This is a genomic window from Helicobacter baculiformis, assembly GCF_900197685.1.
GTDB lineage: Bacteria > Campylobacterota > Campylobacteria > Campylobacterales > Helicobacteraceae > Helicobacter > Helicobacter baculiformis.
Window position 1 is genome coordinate 1 of record NZ_FZMF01000001.1, and the last position, 20082, is coordinate 20082.

22 protein-coding genes are annotated in these 20082 nt (G+C 45.0%); 13 read left to right on the forward strand and 9 right to left on the reverse strand.

What is annotated here, in order from left to right; all coding sequences use genetic code 11:
* Positions 1-395: 395 nt before the first annotated feature.
* The 4 genes from trpE to trpCF are packed head-to-tail and all read left to right on the forward strand — an operon-like array spanning position 396 to position 4905.
* Complete coding sequence (gene trpE / locus C6G87_RS00005) at positions 396-1898, forward strand: anthranilate synthase component I (RefSeq protein ID WP_104751509.1); 1503 nt, start codon at positions 396-398, stop codon at positions 1896-1898.
* The gene (locus C6G87_RS00010; RefSeq protein ID WP_104751510.1) at positions 1895-2488 is read left to right on the forward strand and encodes an aminodeoxychorismate/anthranilate synthase component II; all 594 of its coding nucleotides are present in this window, start codon (positions 1895-1897) and stop codon (positions 2486-2488) included. Before trpE ends, C6G87_RS00010 begins: the two co-directional genes overlap by 4 nt.
* Before the next feature lie 46 nt (positions 2489-2534).
* Entirely contained in the window at positions 2535-3551 is a 1017-nt protein-coding gene (gene trpD, locus C6G87_RS00015) for an anthranilate phosphoribosyltransferase (RefSeq protein WP_104751511.1), read from the forward strand.
* A complete protein-coding gene (gene trpCF, locus C6G87_RS00020) occupies positions 3544-4905 on the forward strand; it encodes a bifunctional indole-3-glycerol-phosphate synthase TrpC/phosphoribosylanthranilate isomerase TrpF (RefSeq protein WP_104751512.1) in 1362 nt (453 codons plus the stop codon). Before trpD ends, trpCF begins: the two co-directional genes overlap by 8 nt.
* Before the next feature lie 554 nt (positions 4906-5459).
* Here the strand turns inward: trpCF and C6G87_RS00025 are convergent.
* Positions 5460-5699: a hypothetical protein gene (locus tag C6G87_RS00025; protein ID WP_104751513.1), complete on the reverse strand. Its 240-nt coding sequence runs from the start codon at positions 5697-5699 to the stop codon at positions 5460-5462.
* A gap of 755 nt (positions 5700-6454) precedes the next feature.
* Here C6G87_RS00025 and C6G87_RS00030 point away from each other — a divergent pair.
* The 3 genes from C6G87_RS00030 to C6G87_RS00040 are packed head-to-tail and all read left to right on the forward strand — an operon-like array spanning position 6455 to position 9259.
* On the forward strand, positions 6455-7072 hold the full coding sequence (locus tag C6G87_RS00030; protein WP_104751514.1) for a hypothetical protein: 618 nt from the start codon (positions 6455-6457) through the stop codon (positions 7070-7072).
* Positions 7023-8153, forward strand: a complete 1131-nt coding sequence (locus C6G87_RS08655; protein WP_233708920.1) for a hypothetical protein — start codon at positions 7023-7025, stop codon at positions 8151-8153. The genes C6G87_RS00030 and C6G87_RS08655 overlap by 50 nt, the downstream gene beginning before the upstream one ends.
* Complete coding sequence (locus tag C6G87_RS00040; RefSeq protein ID WP_104751515.1) at positions 8153-9259, forward strand: hypothetical protein; 1107 nt, start codon at positions 8153-8155, stop codon at positions 9257-9259. Before C6G87_RS08655 ends, C6G87_RS00040 begins: the two co-directional genes overlap by 1 nt.
* 328 nt (positions 9260-9587) lie before the next feature.
* On the opposite strand, the gene C6G87_RS00045 is transcribed toward C6G87_RS00040, so the two are convergent.
* The 5 genes from C6G87_RS00045 to flgE all read right to left on the reverse strand — a co-directional run bounded on the left by C6G87_RS00045 (position 9588) and on the right by flgE (position 14686).
* Positions 9588-10427 carry an outer membrane protein gene (locus tag C6G87_RS00045; RefSeq protein WP_233708921.1) on the reverse strand — a complete coding sequence of 280 codons (840 nt, stop codon included), beginning with the start codon at positions 10425-10427 and terminating at the stop codon, positions 9588-9590.
* Positions 10428-10492: 65 nt separating this feature from the next.
* Complete coding sequence (gene lpxB / locus C6G87_RS00050; protein ID WP_104751516.1) at positions 10493-11581, reverse strand: lipid-A-disaccharide synthase; 1089 nt, start codon at positions 11579-11581, stop codon at positions 10493-10495.
* Positions 11578-12180: a nickel-binding protein Mua gene (gene mua, locus C6G87_RS00055; RefSeq protein ID WP_199767580.1), complete on the reverse strand. Its 603-nt coding sequence runs from the start codon at positions 12178-12180 to the stop codon at positions 11578-11580. Before mua ends, lpxB begins: the two co-directional genes overlap by 4 nt.
* Positions 12177-12521 (reverse strand): hydrogenase/urease nickel incorporation protein HypA, encoded by a 345-nt coding sequence (gene hypA, locus C6G87_RS00060; RefSeq protein ID WP_104751517.1) that lies wholly within the window; start codon positions 12519-12521, stop codon positions 12177-12179. The genes mua and hypA overlap by 4 nt, the downstream gene beginning before the upstream one ends.
* Before the next feature lie 8 nt (positions 12522-12529).
* Entirely contained in the window at positions 12530-14686 is a 2157-nt protein-coding gene (gene flgE, locus C6G87_RS00065) for a flagellar hook protein FlgE (RefSeq protein ID WP_104751518.1), read from the reverse strand.
* A gap of 146 nt (positions 14687-14832) precedes the next feature.
* On the opposite strand from flgE, the gene C6G87_RS00070 reads away from it, so the two are divergent.
* The 6 genes from C6G87_RS00070 (at position 14833) to C6G87_RS00090 (ending at position 17343) form a co-directional block, all read left to right on the forward strand.
* Positions 14833-15540 (forward strand): tetratricopeptide repeat protein, encoded by a 708-nt coding sequence (locus tag C6G87_RS00070; protein ID WP_104751519.1) that lies wholly within the window; start codon positions 14833-14835, stop codon positions 15538-15540.
* Positions 15541-15637: 97 nt separating this feature from the next.
* On the forward strand, positions 15638-16024 hold the full coding sequence (locus tag C6G87_RS00075) for a molecular chaperone DnaJ (RefSeq protein ID WP_104751520.1): 387 nt from the start codon (positions 15638-15640) through the stop codon (positions 16022-16024).
* A gap of 8 nt (positions 16025-16032) precedes the next feature.
* Positions 16033-16164, forward strand: coding sequence for a hypothetical protein (locus tag C6G87_RS08930; protein ID WP_267892677.1), 132 nt, complete (start codon positions 16033-16035; stop codon positions 16162-16164).
* A 13-nt stretch (positions 16165-16177) separates the two neighbouring features.
* A complete protein-coding gene (locus tag C6G87_RS00080) occupies positions 16178-16363 on the forward strand; it encodes a hypothetical protein (protein ID WP_104751521.1) in 186 nt (61 codons plus the stop codon).
* An 8-nt stretch (positions 16364-16371) separates the two neighbouring features.
* Positions 16372-16881: a C40 family peptidase gene (locus tag C6G87_RS00085; protein ID WP_104751522.1), complete on the forward strand. Its 510-nt coding sequence runs from the start codon at positions 16372-16374 to the stop codon at positions 16879-16881.
* 66 nt (positions 16882-16947) lie between these two features.
* Positions 16948-17343, forward strand: a complete 396-nt coding sequence (locus C6G87_RS00090; RefSeq protein ID WP_104751523.1) for a hypothetical protein — start codon at positions 16948-16950, stop codon at positions 17341-17343.
* A gap of 141 nt (positions 17344-17484) precedes the next feature.
* Here the strand turns inward: C6G87_RS00090 and C6G87_RS00095 are convergent, their stop codons facing one another.
* Genes C6G87_RS00095 through C6G87_RS00105 form a run of 3 tightly spaced genes read right to left on the reverse strand, consistent with a single transcriptional unit; the run spans position 17485 to position 20069 of the window.
* Entirely contained in the window at positions 17485-18228 is a 744-nt protein-coding gene (locus C6G87_RS00095) for a Nif3-like dinuclear metal center hexameric protein (RefSeq protein WP_104751524.1), read from the reverse strand.
* On the reverse strand, positions 18216-19127 hold the full coding sequence (glyQ, locus tag C6G87_RS00100) for a glycine--tRNA ligase subunit alpha (RefSeq protein ID WP_199767581.1): 912 nt from the start codon (positions 19125-19127) through the stop codon (positions 18216-18218). The genes C6G87_RS00095 and glyQ overlap by 13 nt, the downstream gene beginning before the upstream one ends.
* A 9-nt stretch (positions 19128-19136) precedes the next feature.
* Positions 19137-20069, reverse strand: a complete 933-nt coding sequence (locus C6G87_RS00105) for an NAD(P)H-dependent glycerol-3-phosphate dehydrogenase (RefSeq protein WP_104751526.1) — start codon at positions 20067-20069, stop codon at positions 19137-19139.
* Between the last annotated feature and the right edge of the window lie 13 nt (positions 20070-20082).

A 20082-nucleotide genomic window follows, 5' to 3' on the forward strand; every position in this document is an offset into this window, starting at 1 on the left:
TTATCTGTATTGTCTGTATTGGGGACACTAGATAATATACTATTGCAAGAATAGATAACCTTGTTATTACTACTTTTGTATTTGATAGGGACTTTCATACAATTTATTATGTACACATTATATGAACCAATACTTTGAAGTGGGTTGTCTTTTTGTGATGCTTTAAGAGCATGCGCCTCTTAATCTGTCTAGATAAAGCTGGAGACCTTGCGGTGCGAGTGGGTAATTTTATACTTAATGTGTTTTCAAGACCTGCATTGAGTCAGTTGCCTTTGGACGCTAGAGTCATGCTTGCACTTTAATCTCAGTCATAATGTGCCTCTTATGTTCTACTTTCTATCTTTGCTCTAGCGTATCTAGCATACATTGCGCTACAATACCCCTAAAGGAAATCAATGATCGCCCTAGAACAAAGTGCCCCCTATGTTGCCCATCCGCTTGCTCTTTACGCCCGCTTAGAGCAACCCCATACCCTTTTATTAGAAAGCGCGCACACAGAGAGCAAGGCGCACACCAAGTCCATTATTTTAAGCCGCGCGTGCTTGCAATTACTCTGTCAGGGCGATCGCGTGCATTTGAGCGCGCTCACCTCCAATGGCAAAGCGTTATTGCAAAAACTGAGCGCCCTGTTAAAAACCCCCTTACAAGACTCCACCCTCCAGCTACACTACCCCCAAACCAACACCCCTCAAGAGGAATTTTCTAAACTCTTCACGCCCAGCCCTCTAGACGCTCTGCGCGCCTTGTTGGGCTGCGCCCCCCCTCCTCCTAGCCACCCCTTAGCTCTTTTTTGTGCCGGGCTTTTCTCTTTTGAAATGGTGCATTATTTTGAAAATTTACCCTCCTTGCCCGCCCTAGAAAACAGCGCGCCAGACTACCTCTTCTATGTGGCAGAAACCCTCATTGTCATCGATCACAAGGCGTGTACCACCCAAATTCTAGGCGCGTGTTTTGATCAAAATTGTCAAGAAAATTTGCAAGCAGACATGCGCGCTTTGGCGCAATTAGCCCAAGAAACTCGAGGCGATTTCACCCCTCATCAATACCCCCACACGAACACACTGAGCACAGATTGCCCGGATTTAGAATTTGAGCAACGGGTATTGCGCCTACAAGCAGAATTGCAAGCTGGAGAGATCTTTCAAGCGGTGATTTCTAGGGGGTTTAGTTTAGAATGTCTAGATTCTTTGAGCGCCTACTACCATCTCAAAACACGCAATCCTAGCCCTTACATGTTCATGATGCGCGCACAGGATTTTACACTCTTTGGGGCTAGCCCTGAGAGCGCGTTAACATACAATGCGCCCACGCGCACTGCCCAAATCTGCCCCATTGCAGGCACGCGCGCACGCGCTCTTGATGAGCATGGGCATATCGATCTAGACTTGGACAATCGCATTGAGCTAGAACTTTTGAGCGACACCAAGGAGCGCGCTGAACATCTGATGTTGGTGGATCTAGCCCGCAACGATCTAGCGCGGGTCTGTTCTACGCGCTTTGTGCACAAACTCTTGCGGGTAGAAAAATACTCCCATGTCATGCATTTGACTTCAGCGCTACAGGGCGTGCTCAAATCCAATCTAGACGCCCTGCACGCCTTCAGAAGTTTTATGAATGCGGGCACACTCAGTGGCGCGCCTAAAGTGTCTGCACTCAAACTTATCGCACAATTAGAAGGCAAGCGGCGCGGGTCTTATGGGGGTTCTTTGGGCTATCTGTGCACAGATGGTTCGATGGACACCTGCATTGTGATTCGTTCTGCCTTTGTGCGCGATGGTCGCGCCTTTGTACAGAGTGGGGCGGGCATTGTACTAGAGAGTCAGCCAAAAGCGGAGAGCGCAGAAACTAAGGCAAAGGCGCAAAGCGTGTTAGAAGCCATTCAAAAGACCTATCAATGACTATCTTTTTTTTGGATAATTTCGATTCTTTTACCTATAATTTGGTGTATGAGCTAGAGCGTTTGGGGCATGATCTAAGAGTGTATCGTAACGACACCCCTGAGCAAGAGATTTTAAACTTGATGTGTGCGTGTTCTAAAGGCGCGCTTTTGTGTATTTCCCCTGGTCCGGGCACGCCAGAACAATCAGGGCGACTCCTGCCCTTAATAGGTTGTGTGCGCTCTAAATTCCCTATTTTGGGGATTTGTTTAGGCTTACAGGCTCTAGCTCAAAGTTATGGGGCGCGTGTTGAAAGATGTCCTGAAATTGTGCATGGCAAGAGCGTGCGCATCGCCTTAGAACCCTTTGGGGCGTTTGAGGGGTTGGGCAACCACTTAGAAGTGGCGCGTTATCATTCTTTGATGGCGACACAACTCCCCGACGATCTGCAGGTGATCGCCCATTATCATAATATTGTGATGGGGATTTATCACCCTCAAGACAGGGTCCTTGCCTACCAATTCCACCCTGAGAGTATCATGACCCCCAGGGGCGCACAACTTCTAAAGCAGAGTGTAGCATGGCTGGAAAAACAAGACCGAGTTTCTTGAAACCTTATTTGTCTTCTTATATTACAATGCCACAAAGGAAGTTATTTTGAGTGTATCGGATCTAGGGGGCGTTTTTACGTCGCTCTATCAAAGAAAAAGTCTTACAAATGCACAGGTTACTGCGCTTTTTACGGCTATTGCCCAAGGGGAATTAAGTATAGCGCAGTTGAGTGCAGCTCTCATTGCGCTTAAAATGAAACCTGAGAGTGCGCGTGAGATCGCCAGCGCGGCGCGGTTTTGTTTGCAACTACACCCCAAGCCTTGTGCGCCTTTGTGCTATGATAATTGTGGCACAGGAGGCGATGGGATGGATAGTATCAATGTAAGCACCATTAGCGCGTTAGTGTGTGCCTCTATGGGCGTACCCATGGCAAAGCATGGCAACAAAAGCAGTTCAAATGCAGGAGGGAGTGCAGATCTGCTCGAATTTTTAGGGGTGAATATTGCCATGCATACCCATCAGGCTTTAATTTGTTTACAACGCACTAATTTTACTTTTTTGTTTGCCCCCCTTTACTACCCTAACTTTGCCCATGTTGCCAAAGTGCGCAAGGAGCTTAAAACCCGCACCATCTTTAATCTTATCGGTCCGCTTATCAACCCCCTAGCTCCTAAAGCCCAACTATTAGGAGTCTATGATTCTAAATTCTGCTTACCTTTAGCGCGCGCACTTCGCAAATTGGGTGTAAATTGTGCGTTAGTTGTGCACGGAGCAGGTCTAGATGAAATTGCTGTGCATGGGGATACTTTGGTGTGTGAGTTGCAGGGAAAAGAGATTAAGCAATACACTCTAAGTCCCAAAGATTTCGGTTTGAAACCCTGCACATTAGAGGCATTGCGTAGCCAAAGTTTGCAGATGAGTGCGCATATCTGTTTAGAACTTTTGCAGGGAAGAGGTTCTTATGCTCATCAAGCTAGTATCGCCGCTAATAGTGCAGGCCTGCTCTATTTAGCAGGCAAAGCCACGAGCTTTAAAGAAGGGGTTGAAATGGCGCTAGCACATTTAAAGAGTGCACAGGCTTATACGCATTTGCAACACATCATCAAGAATAGCCATGTCTAAATACTTGCAAGATATTCTTACAGGCAAACCCCAAGAGATTGCACTGTTGGAAAAGATGTATTCTCTGCCAAACAATTTACCCTCAAGCCATCGTGATTTTGCCCAAGCCCTTTTAGAAAAGCGTACTAGCTTTATTTTGGAATGCAAAAAAGCTTCACCTTCTAAGGGATTGATTCGTGCAGATTTTAATATAGAGCAGATTGTCAAAATCTATAACAAATTCGCCACCTGTATTTCTGTGCTTACTGATATGACGCATTTTAAGGGCTCTTATGAAAATTTGCGTCTAGTCTCTGGGTACACCAACAAGCCTATTTTATGCAAGGATTTTATCCTCACACCTTTTCAAGTTAAGCTAGCAAGATACATGGGTGCGGACGCAATTTTGCTCATGCTAAGTGTGCTTGAAGACACGCAATACCAAGAACTCGCCACTTTGGCACATTCTCTAAACATGGCAGTGCTGTGTGAAGTGAGCAATGCTCAAGAGGTGCAAAGAGCGCTAGAGTTAGGCGCACAGATTATTGGAATCAACAACCGCAATCTGCACACCCTCAAAGTGGATTTGACCACCACCCACACCTTACGCGCACTCATTCCTGAAGGACATCTTGTAATTAGCGAATCAGGTTTTAGCACACATGCCCAAATCAGAGCGCTTGCCCCTAAAGTACATGGTTTTTTGGTAGGGAGTGCATTAATGAGTCAGTCTAACCTACATCGAGCATGTGTAGAGCTCATCTATGGCGCACATAAACTCTGTGGGCTTACGCGTCTTAAAGATGTCAAGCGCGCTTACAAAGCCCATTTTCTTTATGGTGGCTTGATTTTTTATCCAGCTTCACCCCGTTACATCACGCCTCAAAAAGCTCTTCGACTGGTGCGCAAAGCGCCTAGGCTCAGGTTTGTGGGAATCTTTGTCAAAGAAGAAATTGCAACCATCGTTCATATCGCTCAAGTGTTGCGTTTGAGTGCGATTCAGCTCTATGGTGATTATAGTGTAACACAAATTAGTCTACTTCGGCGTTTTTTGGATTGTGCCATTTGGCAAGTACGAAGTATCGATCCTCAAACGCGCGTATTAGATGCAGATGAAGATAATGGCGCGGATTTGATTCTTTATGATAGCAAGGGTGTGCAAGCAGGGGGTAATGGGGTGAGTTTTGCATGGGAACTCTTGAATACCTGTCGCAAACCCTTTATGTTAGCAGGGGGGATTGGAGTGCATAATCTCAGACAAGCCTTAAGTGTGGGCGCATGTGGACTAGATATTAACTCGGGTGCAGAGAGAGTTCCAGGCAAAAAAAATAAAACTAAAATACTGAAATTATCCAAAATGTTAAGAGAATATTAGCGATTTTATTGACATGCTCCCCATAGCTCAAGCTAGAGGCTCCAAGAGTGGGGACCCCCACTCTATGAATATTTATACTCGCAGTGAAGTACCCACCCGCTAAAGACGGGTGGGCTTCCTTGGCCGATGTTGCCCGTAGGGAACAAATGCACCGCATTTGCTGGTTCTCACTCTATGTCCCTATAGTAGGGATTTTACAGAGTTTGAGCATCCAGTGCATTCCCTACAGGTTTCACACATCGTATTTCCAAAGGCGTAACTTTCGACACGTCCTGCGGTAGATACGAATGTACGGAGACGTTATACCACAAAGTGGCATTCATCCCACCCGCTAAAAACGAGTGGGATTTCTGCCGGAGAGTTTTAAATCTCTATCTAGTTCTACACCATAGGATTGATATGGACAGACTCTCTCTTTCAAGCTCGATTCTTATTTGACATATCCACAGCTAGAACAGCTAAGATAGTCCTTGAATGATAATAAGCCTCGCGGTTTTTGCATTAGACGCGCAACTCTTCGGCTTTGCGCTTGCGGGCTAGCTCTGTCCTCCACTTCACACACCAAGCACAAGAAACATCGCTTCATTATCTCTTTTAATAGTTAAGATCTTAAGCCTACTATTGAGCTTGTATATCTTGACAAACTCAAGCGCATAGTCATTAAAAGAAATAGCGTTATCTTGGATGTTATAACCTATCCCTCTTTGAATGCAAAAAATGGATACAGAGCTATCTTTTTGAATCTGTGGGTTCTGCCCTATTTTTTGGAAAATCTTTTTATAAACCCTATCCATTCTCTCTACTTATTGAGCTCTAAGTCCTCCTGCCGTGTTCATTGTAAGGGTGCGCCCATATCGTAAACTTTTTTGCAATTCTGTAGATTTGGGTTTGCGTCTTCTTAAATTCTTTGTGTGCTTCCAGTAAGATGTGCACGAGTTTCATACTTAATGTAACAATAATAACTAGGGATTAGAGGCGAAGAAAGGTATAGGAACGTAATTTTCTAGCAGATGGTGATTTGGAGGGTTCGTATGGAGGGGCGTAGAAACAGCAGAGGGCAGAGTTCCGTCAGAGATTCCTAAATGAAAAGGGAATTGTAAAGAAGCAAACTGTGCCGTAAGGCCCCATGATAGTTGGCTAGCATTAGCAGTCTCGTACTAATATCAAGTTGCAATCAAGGGGTGATACCCTTTTGGGGTTGGGGCATCAACCTTTGGAAGAGGGAACATACCAAAGCAGGCCGTCCTGTTTGAAGCCACGATCTCCACTGAAGTTTAGAATCCCCTAACTTTAGTTATGGAGAGTGGGCACTTGGGTGTTAGGCAGTAAGGCATGGTGAGCAGTAATCCACTCCACAAAGTATAGACAAATGCACTTGAGGCGATCGCACCCTTTTGATAGGTATTACCTGCAACTAGAGTCCTGACGGACCGTGCTACCACAGCAAAATGTAACATATTTTAATGTCATTTGTTGGTTTTTTCATTGATAGTTGATTACTCTAAAAATTCACGCTGTCGAGGTGCTCTGTTAGTTTTCTTGGTTTAACATGTTTGTACATCTTAACTTTGAACTTCATGGTTCACAAAGCGAAGAAAGGTTTTATTTAGGCAATGTGGGGATACATCTCTTGAGTGTGCCCTTTGTGGGTTCTTTCGGGTTTGTGGGTTTGTTTTGTATGCTTCATATGGTATTGAACTCTTTGCTAAGGTTAAAACCCTTTAGGGCTCAAGAGAGTCTCAAAGTGCCTCTAACAATCCTCTTTAAAGTGCCTTCTTTTCTCTTAGCCACCTGTATATGTGCGCTGGGCTTTGGGCTGATGACTCTAGTGATGCATGCCACGCCTCTAGCCATGCATGCGTATCATTTTAGCTATACACAGAGTCAAAGTATCTTGAGCGCGCATTTTGTGGCGATATGTGCGCCCAGTTTGTTGTTAGCTTTTTTGAAGCAAGTCTTAAGCCCTCTGCGCTTAGTTGTGTTAGGGCTGTGTTACTATGTGTGGGCGAGTGCTATCGCGCTTTATAGTGTTGGTTTTAACCCTATAAAATCTGATCTTTTGAATATCAGAGCCTTCTTTGTCAAACACTCTAAGCCTATTTCGAAAGGAAATTTCAATGGTACAATTTATTTTAGCAATTTTATTGCTTTTGCCCCTGTCTGCTAAGCCTGATAAGGTCTTGATTGATCAGCTCCAAAAAATCTACCCACGCATGCTAGATAATTTTGCAAGCACTATTATTAGGAGACTCAATGATTGCACAGAGGATGGCGATGATGTTATCGAAGATGCACCTCTGCAAGATTTTCTACGCCAAATCCCTCTTTGGCAACCTCTAAAAGCTAAAAGCTACCATGATGACCAAAGTGATTACAATTTGCTCTTAAGATACCTTGAGGATTTTGAGGTCTCTAGACTTTTTGATCTCATGTATGCATCTGTCCCGAAAGTCAAATGTGATGGCACCACGACCATTCCTAAAGATTTTGATGCGACTCGAATTGCTCAAGATTTTTTGCAAGGGTTAGATTTTATTTACACACCCCTCATTAAAGCCCATCAAGAAGGCTTAGAGATCAAGCCTTATTGGCAAGCCTTACAAGAGAGTCAAAAAAACATGGCTTGGAAATCTACTGATAAGCTTGCTCATCAGCTCAAGCCCTCAAAAGCCACTTCAGCATTGATACAAGAAAATCCTACAGATCCTAATATTCCTCTGATTAAACACTTTTTCAAGATTGCTAAAGTTGCCTATGCATCCTATCTTTTTGCAGACAGCAAGCGACAAAGCAAAGAAGATATTACTTCGCACTACTCGGAATCATACGATCTCTATATTAGAAAATTCGTCGTTTATTATCAAGCTAGAATCAACGCGTTTTTAGGCGGGAGTGTGGATGGAGGGCAAAGTGTCATGCAGGCGTATTTTGATACCCTTTCTCATACACATAGCAATCCCTCCATGACTACAAAAGAGGCGATGGCGATTTTTATTCCTAAAAATCCTAGCGTATGCTTTAATCCTCAATTTTTAAACCAAGAGGCTAAAGAAGTGTGTTTGCACACTTTTCAAAACCAAACCTATGCGCGTAAGCCTTTAAAAGAATATCTGCGAACCTTGCGTCTAATTAGTATAGGCACTGCGCCTTGCCTATATTTAAAGGGTAAACGCACAATTACACGCTTCAAATCCCAAGATTCTCTATGCCTTGCGCTTCAAAAACTCCCCCTAGAAAAGGAATTTTAATGTTACGCTTTACTTGCATGCTCGTCTTGCTTTTAGGTCTAGTAGAAAAAGTGCCCAGTGAACCCTTTCCATTTGTCATGAGCTTGAAGAAATCGGACAGACTCAATAAAAAAAGTATACTGCGACAAATCCCGTGGGAAAAGTCCTACGAGTTATGGAAAATAGAAAGATACATGCCCACAGATGCAACTAAGCAGAATGTGCAAAAAGCCATCCAAACTATTGTGCCCATTTTAGATTCTCTACCTTTTTTTAAAGAGTGGCCTGCCACAAACCTCTCAGAGCAAAATTTTATCAAAGCGACAAAAATCGTAGGAAGCTTTTTGATCTTCAAGGTAATACAGAAGTATGCTCACATTGCAAGATATGAAAGCACCTACGCCAGCATGGCGTTAGATTTTCTTTACACTCCTCTAATCCTAGCCCAAAAAGGCGGAGTCAACCCTCTAGACTATATACAAAGTCTGGCAACACTCCATTTTTCCCCTAAAAGCACAAGGGATTCAGATGTGTTGGAGGTATTTGTAAAATCCTTCAACTTCTTTAGTTTAACGCATAGTGCTATTCAGGAAGTTTCTGCCAAAGATTGGAATATCCTTGATTCCTTAAGGACTATGTTTATACGTGCTTGGTTTGTTTCTTGGCTCGTTGGCGATCGCATGCTTGATCAAGTCGTAGATGCCTCCCTTCTACCCTATGTGCATGCTATCATCAATTACGCTATCTCCAATAGTTTTTCCTTTTTTTATGACACTCCGTTTTACTTAGACGCTCTCTTTAAAGATCATTACATGAAAGAGACCGCGCATGCTTTTTTTGCCTGCAAAGACATTCCTACTCAATTTTTACAAGCGTATCAAGAACGTGTCCAAAACAACCCCCAAATTTGCTTTAATCCGGGTTATTTAACTCAAAAAACACAAAAGGCTTGCAACGATGCTTTTAAAACACCCTCCAAAGCGCTAGTGGGCAAAGTGAAGACTTATCTTCAAAATAAGCGACTTATCTCTATAGACAATGTACCCTGCGTATTTTTGAACAAAGAAAACAAAATTTGGCACGCCAAACTCCAAAACCCTATCTGTAAAACAATACAGGCGTTTTAAGCATTTTTAACAGAAAAAACGCAACGCGTTTTGGACATGTGAGCTCAAACTCCGTAAAATCCCTACGCTATAGGGACAAAGTGAGAACTAGCAAACGCGGTGCGTTTATTCCTTATGTGCCGGGCGGACTGAGACGTTAGTGTGCGCTTTAATATTTATATTTGGGCTCATAGGTAGACTCGATCTTCAATCCTTAGAGAAGAAAATACGACTCTATCGGTGGCAGACTTAGGTGATATTACCAATTCCCTAGCTTGACTCATAGGGGGCATGCCGATCACTCAAGAAACTAGCCGATTGAATATGTATATGTGCTCAATGTTCTAAACTAGAAATTGATAACATAATTCACAAATGCCGCGACAAGGCGCCTGAAACCAAAATTAATTGTATATTTGTCTTGATCGGATGCAGACTTCTGCTGATAGGTGTAATAAGGGTCGTTAATCACTGGCACACGCACACCAATTTCAAAACCCTGATGTTTGGTAAAATTGCTACGCAACCCAAAATTAAAAACTACCTGTACATAAGTGCTTGTAAAACTCGCTTTATTGCCATCGGTATTATTGCGCTTAGCCGACTCTTGGTAATATTTATCCATACTGATACAAGCCGGTTGAGGAGCTCCGGGGAGAACTGGACCATTACCCTGCTCTCGCGTTTGACATTCTCCATTTTTATAACCCTTGCCTAATTCCCAAGAGCTTCCCCCCACCATAACCCCTCCAAAAAGGCCAAAGCTACGATTTTCGCTGTCATAAAAATTATACAGCATATCCATTCCAGCGCCATAAAAGAAATTACTTAAAGAACCTTTAGAAATTAATTCTTTGTTTTCATCTTTCCTAATGTAAGTTCCTGCATAACCGCTAAATATTCCATAGTAGCGTAGCCCAAAACGTTGACTTGAACCAAAGAATTGTTTATAGCCCAGTTGGAAATCTCCCCCATAAAGCGAACCTGTGATAGGTTCATTAATATGAGTTCCTTGGGACCCTGATATGATGTCTGTCAGCATGTTACCCCCCATGTTCGCATATTCAAACCCTGCAAGAACATACCCTGCATTGTCCTCTGCAACCAAAGGTGCAAAGCTCAGGAAAGCTCCTAACCCTATCACTAAAAATCTTTTGTAATCCCCATAAAAATCCGCCAAGGCTGACATCAATCCTACCCCATCATGAAAATATATTCTGCTGAAAGCGTATTAAATTTCTCTTTAAAGTATCATTATTTATGTTTATCAGCCATAGTAGAATGCTGATTTTGAATCCATGCCGCTATGTGTTCTGCACTCCCTGTAGCAAGATAAGTGCGCAAGCGTTGGGCTTCACGCACAAAGTGGGCGCGATCCATCTGAGCGTAGGCTTGCAATAGATTATGTGCATTCAAATCATGCTGAATGAATTCGGGGTGTAGCATGGTCCTGCCCCTGCCCGGACTCTCGTTGTGCAAGGCATGATAAAAAATATTAGCCAGTCCAATACAAGTTAGTTTAACTAAGCGTCTAGCGATAAAAAAATCTAGTGCTTTCGCCCTATAAGCAAGTACAAAAGGTGTCCCAATCAAGGCAGATTCTAAAGTTGCCGTTCCGCTACAAATAAAAGCAAATTCAGCGGCATACAGACTTTGGTGTGCGTCATAAGAGATTTTAAATAGGTTAATATCTTTGCCATAAAGCTTTTCTAAATCGCTCCCTTGCAAACTTGCAGGCACAACCAAGATGCATGGGGTTTTTAGTGTTCGTGCTACTTCTACAAAGATGGGAAAAAGCGCTTTGATCTCTTGCTGGCGACTCCCCGGCATAAATACCACGCCAACGCCTTGTGGACGGATTTTATACAAGGGGATTTCATCTAAAAGTGGATGCCCGACATAAGTCGCTTTGCATCTGTAATGACTTAACTCAAAGGGTAAAATTGCTCCCAACTGATCGCAATAGCGTTCGATGATTTTGGCACGATAACTTTTCCATGCCCACACTTGGGGTAAAATGTAATAAATAATGGGTTTGTGGGGGGTGTGGGTTTTAATACGCTTGGCTAGAGGAATGTTGAAAGAACTAGAATCCATTAACAAAATCAGATCGGCTCGTTTGGAAAGCGCGTGCATTTGGCGCAGAGCTTTGTAAAAAAAGCGTAATTTAAAAGCAACTTCCTTAAAACCCATGATAGAAAATTGTCGGGGGCTAAATAAAGGTTGATCGTGAGGCTCTAGCGCGTCGTAAATGCCCAGCCATTCTACACCTTGAAGATGTGCGCGCAATACTTTTAAGTGCACATTTGCGCTCACCTCTAGTGCGCTCACTAGTACTCTCAAGATTCGTCCTTAGAAGAGGGTTCTTCTAAATAGCCATTGGCTTTTAAAAAATCCTTAGTTTTGATGTCTCTAAGTTCAATTTTAAGCGTGCTATTTTCTAAATCGAGTTCAAAAATACGATCCTTAAGTGCGCGGTTTTCGCGCAAAAGTACGCGGTATTTTCGGTAAAGTTGATCGCTAAAAAAACGCTTGGCTGGACGCGCCCTAGCCACAGAACGATCTTTGAGATAGATTTCTACAAAGCTAACAGGCTGGGGCAGAAGTTCTTTATCCTCTTGATCTAGGATCTCTTCTCTATTTTTTTGTTTGGCAACCAAATCGCGTTGTACCTTGTGTGTAAAAAGTTCTTGCTGGATCGCCTTAATTTCTTCTTTCTTGCTTTGTTGTCGCGTCTCTAGGTCTTTGAGATGGTTTTTAGCTTCTAGTAATTCGGCGCGTAAGTCTTTAAGCACCGCCCTAGCCTGTGCGATTTCATTTTCATAAACCTGTAACTCTTCTTGGAACTTTTGACGCTCTTCTTCAAAGAGGCGCACCACTTCCCATTTCTCTTTAATCTCAGGGGCTTTTTGGATAAATTCTTGAAAGATCGAATCCTTCATACCATCTCCAGCGACAGCAAAGTCATTTCCGTCCCCTTGCTGATACGCACTTTCCCCCTACATTTTTCACACGCTCCATAATCAAAATTGCTCGGTACAAAGACATGCCCACACTCCAAACAGGTAAGTTCCACCTTTTCCTCTACAATATCTAAAATCGCGTCTTTGCACAAGTCCAATTCTTCTTTAAAGGTTTCAAATGCGCTTACAAAAAGTTGTTTATCCATCGCGCACCGCTCTCCAATGCTTACTACAACGCGCTCTATCTTGGTAGCGTGGTGCTTTTTGGCATGTGCCTCACACAAGTCTATCAAGGAGGACACAACACTATATTCATGCACGCACTAACCTATTGCTTGAGATTGAGCAAGGTATTGAGAATCTGATCGGAAGTGGTTACCGCCTTAGAGTTCGCCTGAAAGCCGCGTTGCACTACGATCAAATTAGTCAAGCTCCGACTTAAATCCACATTGCTCGACTCGAGCTTAGAACCAGAAACCCCACCTCTTCTACCCGTATTTGCCGCTCCAATTAGCGCGTGTCCAGAGTTTCCTGTTTCAGAAAATACGCTTCCTCCCATCGCCTGCAAACCCGCGTCGTTGGCAAAGTTAGCCAAAGCCACTTGAGCTAAGGCTAAGGTTTTACCATTGCTAAATGCGCCCAACAACGCCCCATCACCATCAAAGCGCACATCCATCAAATCCCCCGCTTGGTAGCCGTTTTGCTCGATCGCATAAGTTTCAGAAATTTTATCCACACTCGTGATTCCATCAAATCCTCCGGCCGTCCCCATGTTGAGTGTAATTCTTTGGGGTGCTTTCGATCCATTTTTAGGATCGAATTGCAAGACAGGAGGGTTCATGCCTGCTAAAGAACCATCTTTATTGAAGTGTAAGCGTCCCTCTTCAAAGACATTGGGGCGTGCAGGCGAACCACCCACAATTTCTCCGGGCTCAGGCACAATAGCTCTAAAGCGCCATTCAGCCTCTCCACTTTTAAAAAACTCTAAGCGCAAAGTGTGCTTAGTTCCCAAGCTATCCACCAAATCGATACTGCTCGCGTGCATCGCGTGGCTAAGCTTAGAGGTGGCTGTAGAAACCCCCCCCTCAATGAGAGAAGCCGTGTTGAGCGCGCCCATTGTCTTACCAAATAAGACATTCTTGGTAACTTTCTTGGAAGCATAGTTAGTAACAAAGATACTCAAGTCTTCGCGTGTGGGGTTACCATTGTCCCTATTGGTCATTTCAAACATGCCATCCTTGTTCACCACTACAGAAACCGATGCTGCTGAATCTTTGTAATTGCCTTTGAGCTTAGGATCTTTAACGATATTTGCATCGCGTTGCATTAAGGCGCGCAAGTCATCGGTGGTTTTAAATTGCCCTGTGGCTAAATCGGGTTTAACTCCTTTTGTGTAGCGGTATCTAAAGGCAGTAACATCTTGCTCACCCTTAGCAAATTTAGCAAAAACTCCCGTACCAGCCCCTGTAATGACGATGTTTTTAACATGCTCATCGCCTTCCATGTTGTTCTTATTTTCTAAGCGCAAAGTGCCATTATCGATGTAGGCTTCTACTCCAGTTTTGTCTTTTACGGCATTGATAGCATCTTGGGCTGCCGATAAGCTAGAGATTCGACTGATCGTAGAGTCGTTGGTGAAAGAAATCTTAGTGCCATTGAGCTCTAAAGTGCTGTTAGCCTTAGAAACATCAATTTCCTTATTCATGCTAGCGCTTTTATAGCTGACCCAAATCCCTTGATCTTCATTGAGCAAAAACGCATCGCCATCCTCATTAAATAAAGCTCCCATATCTTCAGCTAATTGCGTAAGATTAGTCGCAGAATCGTACTGGGGCTTCACACCATCTGCAGGGGTTTTACTTGAAGAATCTAGCATAAAAATACTGCCAGTTTGTTCGGCATGACGACCCGCATTCAAATTAGCACGCATAGAGACTTTACTACTAGAACGCGCAGGCATGACCATACCCGGATCGATACGGATATTTTGTAGAGGTTTGGTGTTATCAATCTTGAGCATGTCAGTTTCACTGCCCTTAGAACCCATGTCTTTGGGATCGCGCACCCACCCCTGCACCACATAGCCCCCTGTGGTTACCAAGCTACCTTCTGAGTCGAATAAAAATTCACCGCTACGGGTAAAATTGCGTGTTACCCCGCGATCAGGACTGATCACAAAAAAGCCATCACCCTCAATGGCAAGATCGGTTTTAACATCAGTATTTTGCAAATTGCCTTGAGAGAAAATTTTAGTGGTGGCATCCACGCCCACGCCCAAGCCGATAGAAAAATCATTTTGCCCTGCTAAGCCATTCTTATAGGGGGCAGTGGCAATGAGTTTAACTTGAGAAAGCATGTCCACAAAGGAGGCACGCGAATACTTAAAACCTGTAGTATTGACATTGGCGATGTTATTGCTTTCAATATCTAGGGCGATTTGGTGGGCTTGCATCCCATTCACACCAGACCATAGCGAGCGGAGCATGGTAATCCTTTAGTCAAAATTGTCTTTACAAAGCAAAGATTATTCCTTCTCATACCTACCCATACCTAAAGCTAGAAGACCTCCAAAGGTTGAAATACGATTATAATTAGGATATGTATTAACCCAAACCTGACAAAGGGTGTGTGATGGGGTTCTGTAGTTTGAAAAGGCTAGTGTTAGGGTATATGGTGGTTTTGGGGCTCTTAAGAGCAGAGGAGGTGAGCGCTTTGATGCTAAGGGGGATCAAGGCTACCCATGATGGGCGCTATAAAGAGGCTTTTCATCTCTTCAAACAAGCGCACAAACAAGGAGATTTATTAGGGAGCGCGTATTTAGGGGAGATGTATTTGTTTGGCGATGGCATGAAAGAAGATGCTTGCAAGGCAAAACACTATTTTACATTAGTGATCAAAAAAAAGCCCTCACAAAACGGGGATGTAGCCGTGATCATGGCTAAAGCCTTGCTTTCTAGCATGTATAGCGATGGTTCTTGTGTTAAAAAGGATTGGGATAAAACCGCGCAATTATTAACAGAAGTTCTTGAAGCCAATGGCGCGTTGATCAGACTAGATGGCACAAATTTGTATGTGAATTTAGATGAACTGCGCGCGCAAGATTTTGGAAAATTTAGCCTAAGGGGTGGGATGGTTGGGGCGAGTGTTGATATGATGGGGCAGTGTTTGGAGTTTAGCCCTAAGTTTAAGGCTTCAAAACAAGCGTTGTTGATCGCAAAAGCGTGTTATGAAAAGGCGTTAGAATTTGGACTTGATGCCACCAAGCACTTACAAAGAGTGCAGCAAAAATTACAGCGCCAAACCCCCAAGCAAAACCCAGAAGTCAAGATTTTTTTATAATCTAGCTCTCAATCCAACCCCACAATCTCAACACCCCTTGACTCTCTCTCTCGCTAAAATGCTTCTCGTATTTTTAATTTTTAGGCAAGGAGTAAGCATGTTTATCCAAGATTTGAGCGTTGAGCAACAACAGGTGTTCTTGTATTTGGCTAGAAAAGTCATTGAAGCCGATGGAGTGTTGCATGAATTGCAACTGGGCGCGTTGGATACGATCAAAAAGCAATGCGAATATGGCATCTCTGAAAAAGAAGTGCCCTTAAGTGAGCTAGGCAAACTTTTCACCACCAACCACGCCAAACACGCCGCCTTGCTAGAGCTCACCTCTGTAGCTCTAGCCGATAGCCGTTGGCATGACAATGAAAGAGATACCATCTACTCCTATGCCAAAGAGATGGGGGTCTCTACCCAAAAGGTGGATCAACTCAAAGACTGGGTGGTGAAAAACTTCATGCTCTATCAAGAAGCGGTCAAGTTGTTGGACTAGGGGAGAAAATGGCAGTGCTTAAAGTTTTAAAAGGTGCAGTTGTTGGGGTTAGGGCTTTAGCTGCGATGACACCTTTAGCAGGTGCCGCCCTTGCAGCAGGCGCGGTTGCTACGGCAGTCGCTAGTTCAAAGAAAAGTTAAGGGGGAAAAAGCGATGGCGATGAGTACTGGGCAGACAATCGTTGGAGCGGCTCTTGGAGTTGCCGCTCTAGCGGCAATGGCGCCTCTTACAGGAATAGGTATTGGCGCAATCCTTGCGGGCGAAGCATTGGGAGCAACGGCAGCCGCTAGTGCTGCTGGGGGGGCTGTGGTGGGGGCTGTGAGTGGAGATAAAATGTAGGGGGAAACATGGGATTTTTAAAAGCGATGCGCAATGTTGTTGGAGTGGCACTAACACCCGCAAAAGTTGCGGGCGATGCGGCCTCAAGTGTTGTTGCACACATGAAAGATAAAGTAGATGAGCCTGCAATAGGCAGTGTAGTGAGGAGCTATCTTTATGGGGCGGAACACACAGGGATTTATGTAGGTAATGACGAGATTATCCACTGGACGCGTCATAGCAAGGTTGAAAGATGCCCCAAAGAGGACTTCAAATCTTGGTCTTCAATAAGTATTTATGTCGCTTGCAAAGGCACAGAACCCGTAGGTTATCCCCAAGCCGCCAAGTATGCTGAAGAACACGAAGATGAAGGTGAAGAAGAGAGGGGCGCATACGACCCAACCACCAATAACTGCCACATGTTTGTGGTGGAGTGTTTAACTGGTGGCGAGAAGTGCGAACCCCGCTGGGAAGAACCCAATGAGTATTGTAAAGAACTTCTGCGTGCAGATAACTGGCGCGTGTGGAAAGGCACTTGAGCAACACCCACGCCTTAACTTGTGCGTGGGCGATAGGTTAAGGGTGAAATTTTACAAAGGGACAAAATGGGTATTTTGGATTTTATGGCGGGGCTGGTGGGCGCGTCTGTGCAGCGCGCCAATCAAGACACCCCACAGATTATTACGATTGATGAGGAGATCGCCAAACATGTCAGGGGGAGCGGGGACTCTAAAGCGAGCGATTTTGGTTATCAATCTTGGATCGCCTATTACAAGCAAGTACGCTACCCTAAGAAAGATGAAGACGCGCGCAAAAATATAGTTCTCAAATGTTGCCAATATTGGTGTTCTACAAATGCCGATCGGGGGGCGCATGTGAAAATTGAGGGGTATGGGGGGAAGTGGTGGATTGTACCGGTGTGCTCTAGCCACAACCCCCGTACTGATGAGGAATTTAATGTCAAGGCAAACACCATAGCCGTTAGACACCCTAAAAAGTGATTTTTGAAGCTTAATAGAGAATCTCCTAGTAGCGGTGTGGAAAATGCCCACACTCTGCTAAGAGTTTATAGCACTGGGTGCGTTAGCCATCTTTAGGTTTTTGTGGCGGTGCGTAGCCGCCGTGCTATCAAAAGCGTCTGCTCACTGCGTAAGCATCCCAAACACCCCTTGACAATCAAATAGTTGCGCGCTGGGCATGATGGGAGCTAGCAAGTCTGCCATGAGGGGCACAAAGTGTTTTTCACTCTCATAGTGGGGTACCTCTATGAGGCTAATGCCCATGCTCTTGGCTGCCATGCCATCATGATGTTTGATGTCTCCAGTGATCAAACACAGGTTTTTAGGCACGCTTTTAAGCTCTTGTAAATACCCACACCCCGCCCCGCACACGATCGCAAGCGCGCTAATGCTAGGGCTTGCACACACATAGCGCACATAGGGTAGGTTGAGCTTGTCTTGCACGCCCTTAGCGAGTTTGGCTAGGGGCGTGGGGGGGATCGCGCCCACTAAAGCCATGCCATCGGCGTGCAAATGCTCAAAGCCCAATAACTTGGCAAAATGGGCGTTGAGGTGGGTTTTATCAAAATTGGTATGCCATGCCAACAAGCTACAGGATTTCTCAATCAAGATTTGGGCGATGTTATAGGGGTAGAAATCGGGGTTAAAGGTCTTGAAAGATTTGAAAAAGAGGGGGTGGTGGGTGAGAATCACGCTGTGATTTGGGGCTTGCTTGGCAAGTTGCATAGTGGCTTCTAGGCTGATGATGAGGTGTTGGTACTCCCTATCCAAACTGCCCAAATTCAAGCCACAATGATCCCAAGACTCTTGCAAACTCAGCGGGGAGAGCGCCTCTAAAAAGGCGTGTAGGTCTTTTAGGCTTGGCATGGCAATAGGGGGGCGCTAAAATCCCCGCTCAAGCGCGCATCGCGCTGGGTTTCTTGGGCTTTGTAAAGCAGGGCGCACGCCTTGGCTAGGGCGCGGATTTTTAAGATAAATTCTTGGCGTTTAGCCACACTTAAAGCTTTGCGCGCGTCTAGGACATTGAAAAAATGGCTACTGAGCACCACAAAATCATAGGCGACCAAACTCAAACCCTGATCCAAGCAGCGTTGCGCCTCCGCTTGGTTTTGCAAAAAAGCTTCGAGCAAAAAATCCAAATTGGCGTGCTCAAAATGGTAATGGCTAAACTGGTATTCGCTCTCCAAATGCACTTCTTTATAGTAAATGGGCTTGCCCTCTTTGTAGCTCCACACAATGTCTAGGATATTGTCCACCTTTTGGATATAGGTTGCCAAGCGTTCCACCCCATAGGTGATCTCAATGGGCACGGGGTGGCAGGGCAAACCCCCCACTTGTTGAAAGTAGGTAAATTGGGTGATCTCCATGCCATCTAGCCACACCTCCCAGCCCAAGCCCCACGCGCCTAAAGTGGGCGACTCCCAATTATCCTCCACAAAGCGCACATCATGCTGGCTAAAATCAATGCCTAGTGCTTGCAAACTGCGCAAATAGAGTTCTTGGATATTTAAGGGGCTAGGCTTTAAGATCACCTGAAATTGGTAATAACTGCCCAAGCGGTTAGGGTTCTGCCCATAACGCCCATCGGTGGGTCGCCTAGAGGGGGCGACATAGGCGACATTCCAAGGTTTGCTATCCAAGCTCCTTAGCAAGGTGGCGGGGTGAAAAGTACCCGCCCCAGCGGGGAGATCATAGGGCTGTAACAAAAGCGCGCCCTGTTCTTGCCAAAAATTTTGTAAAGCCAAGAGAATTCGTGAAAAAGTCATGTCCAACCTTTAGCGTTTTAACAGCGCGTCCATACTCGCTAGGGGGTTCTTGCCCTCTAAGAGGGCTTGTAATTCTGTGGCGATGGGGGTGTAAATCTGCTCCCTTTGGGCGATTTGGACAATGGCTTGCGTGGTTTTCACCCCTTCAGCGACCTCCCCTAGTGCGTTTAAAATCTCTTCTAGGGGTTGGTGTTTGGCTAGCCCCAGCCCTACGCGATAATTGCGCGAGAGAGTGGAGTTCGCGCTCAAAAAGAGATCCCCCGCTCCAGAGAGCCCTAAGAAAGTCTGTGCCTTGCCCCCAAAATGCGTCCCAAAACGACACATCTCCACCAAGCCGCGCGAGAGTAAAGAAGCCTTAGCGCTCTGCCCCAACTCCAGCCCATCGCACACCCCAGCGGCAATGGCGATCACATTTTTATATGCCCCGGCAATCTCCCCTCCGATGATGTCCTCTTGCACATAGGCGCGCATAAAACTAGGGAAAGCCTTTGCATAGGTTTGTGCCAAGTTAGGGTTGCTGGCATGCAAAGCTAGCGCACAGGGCAAGCTCGCGCTCACATCGTGGGCAAAACTAGGTCCTGCTAGATAGCATAAATTTTCTGGAGCGATGAATTCTTGGGCGATTTGGCTGACAAATTTACCCCCTATCTCAATCCCCTTACATGCCATCAAGACGGGCATCTTAGGGGGCAAATGGGCTTGCTCAAACCATGCGCGCAAGTGTTGTACACTGATTGCCACCACGCCTAAAGAAGCCTCTAACCCCTCTTTTAAACTGCATTGGGTGATGAGACCATGCCCTTTGAGTACTAAACTCTTATTGAGGGGCAAAAGCGCGGCACTCAGATCCTGGCGTGAGACGATTTTAGTTGGGGTGCGATGCCCAAAGGCAAAGGCGAGCGCGCGCCCCCATGCCCCCCCTCCAAAAACCACAATACCCATGCATGTCCTTTTT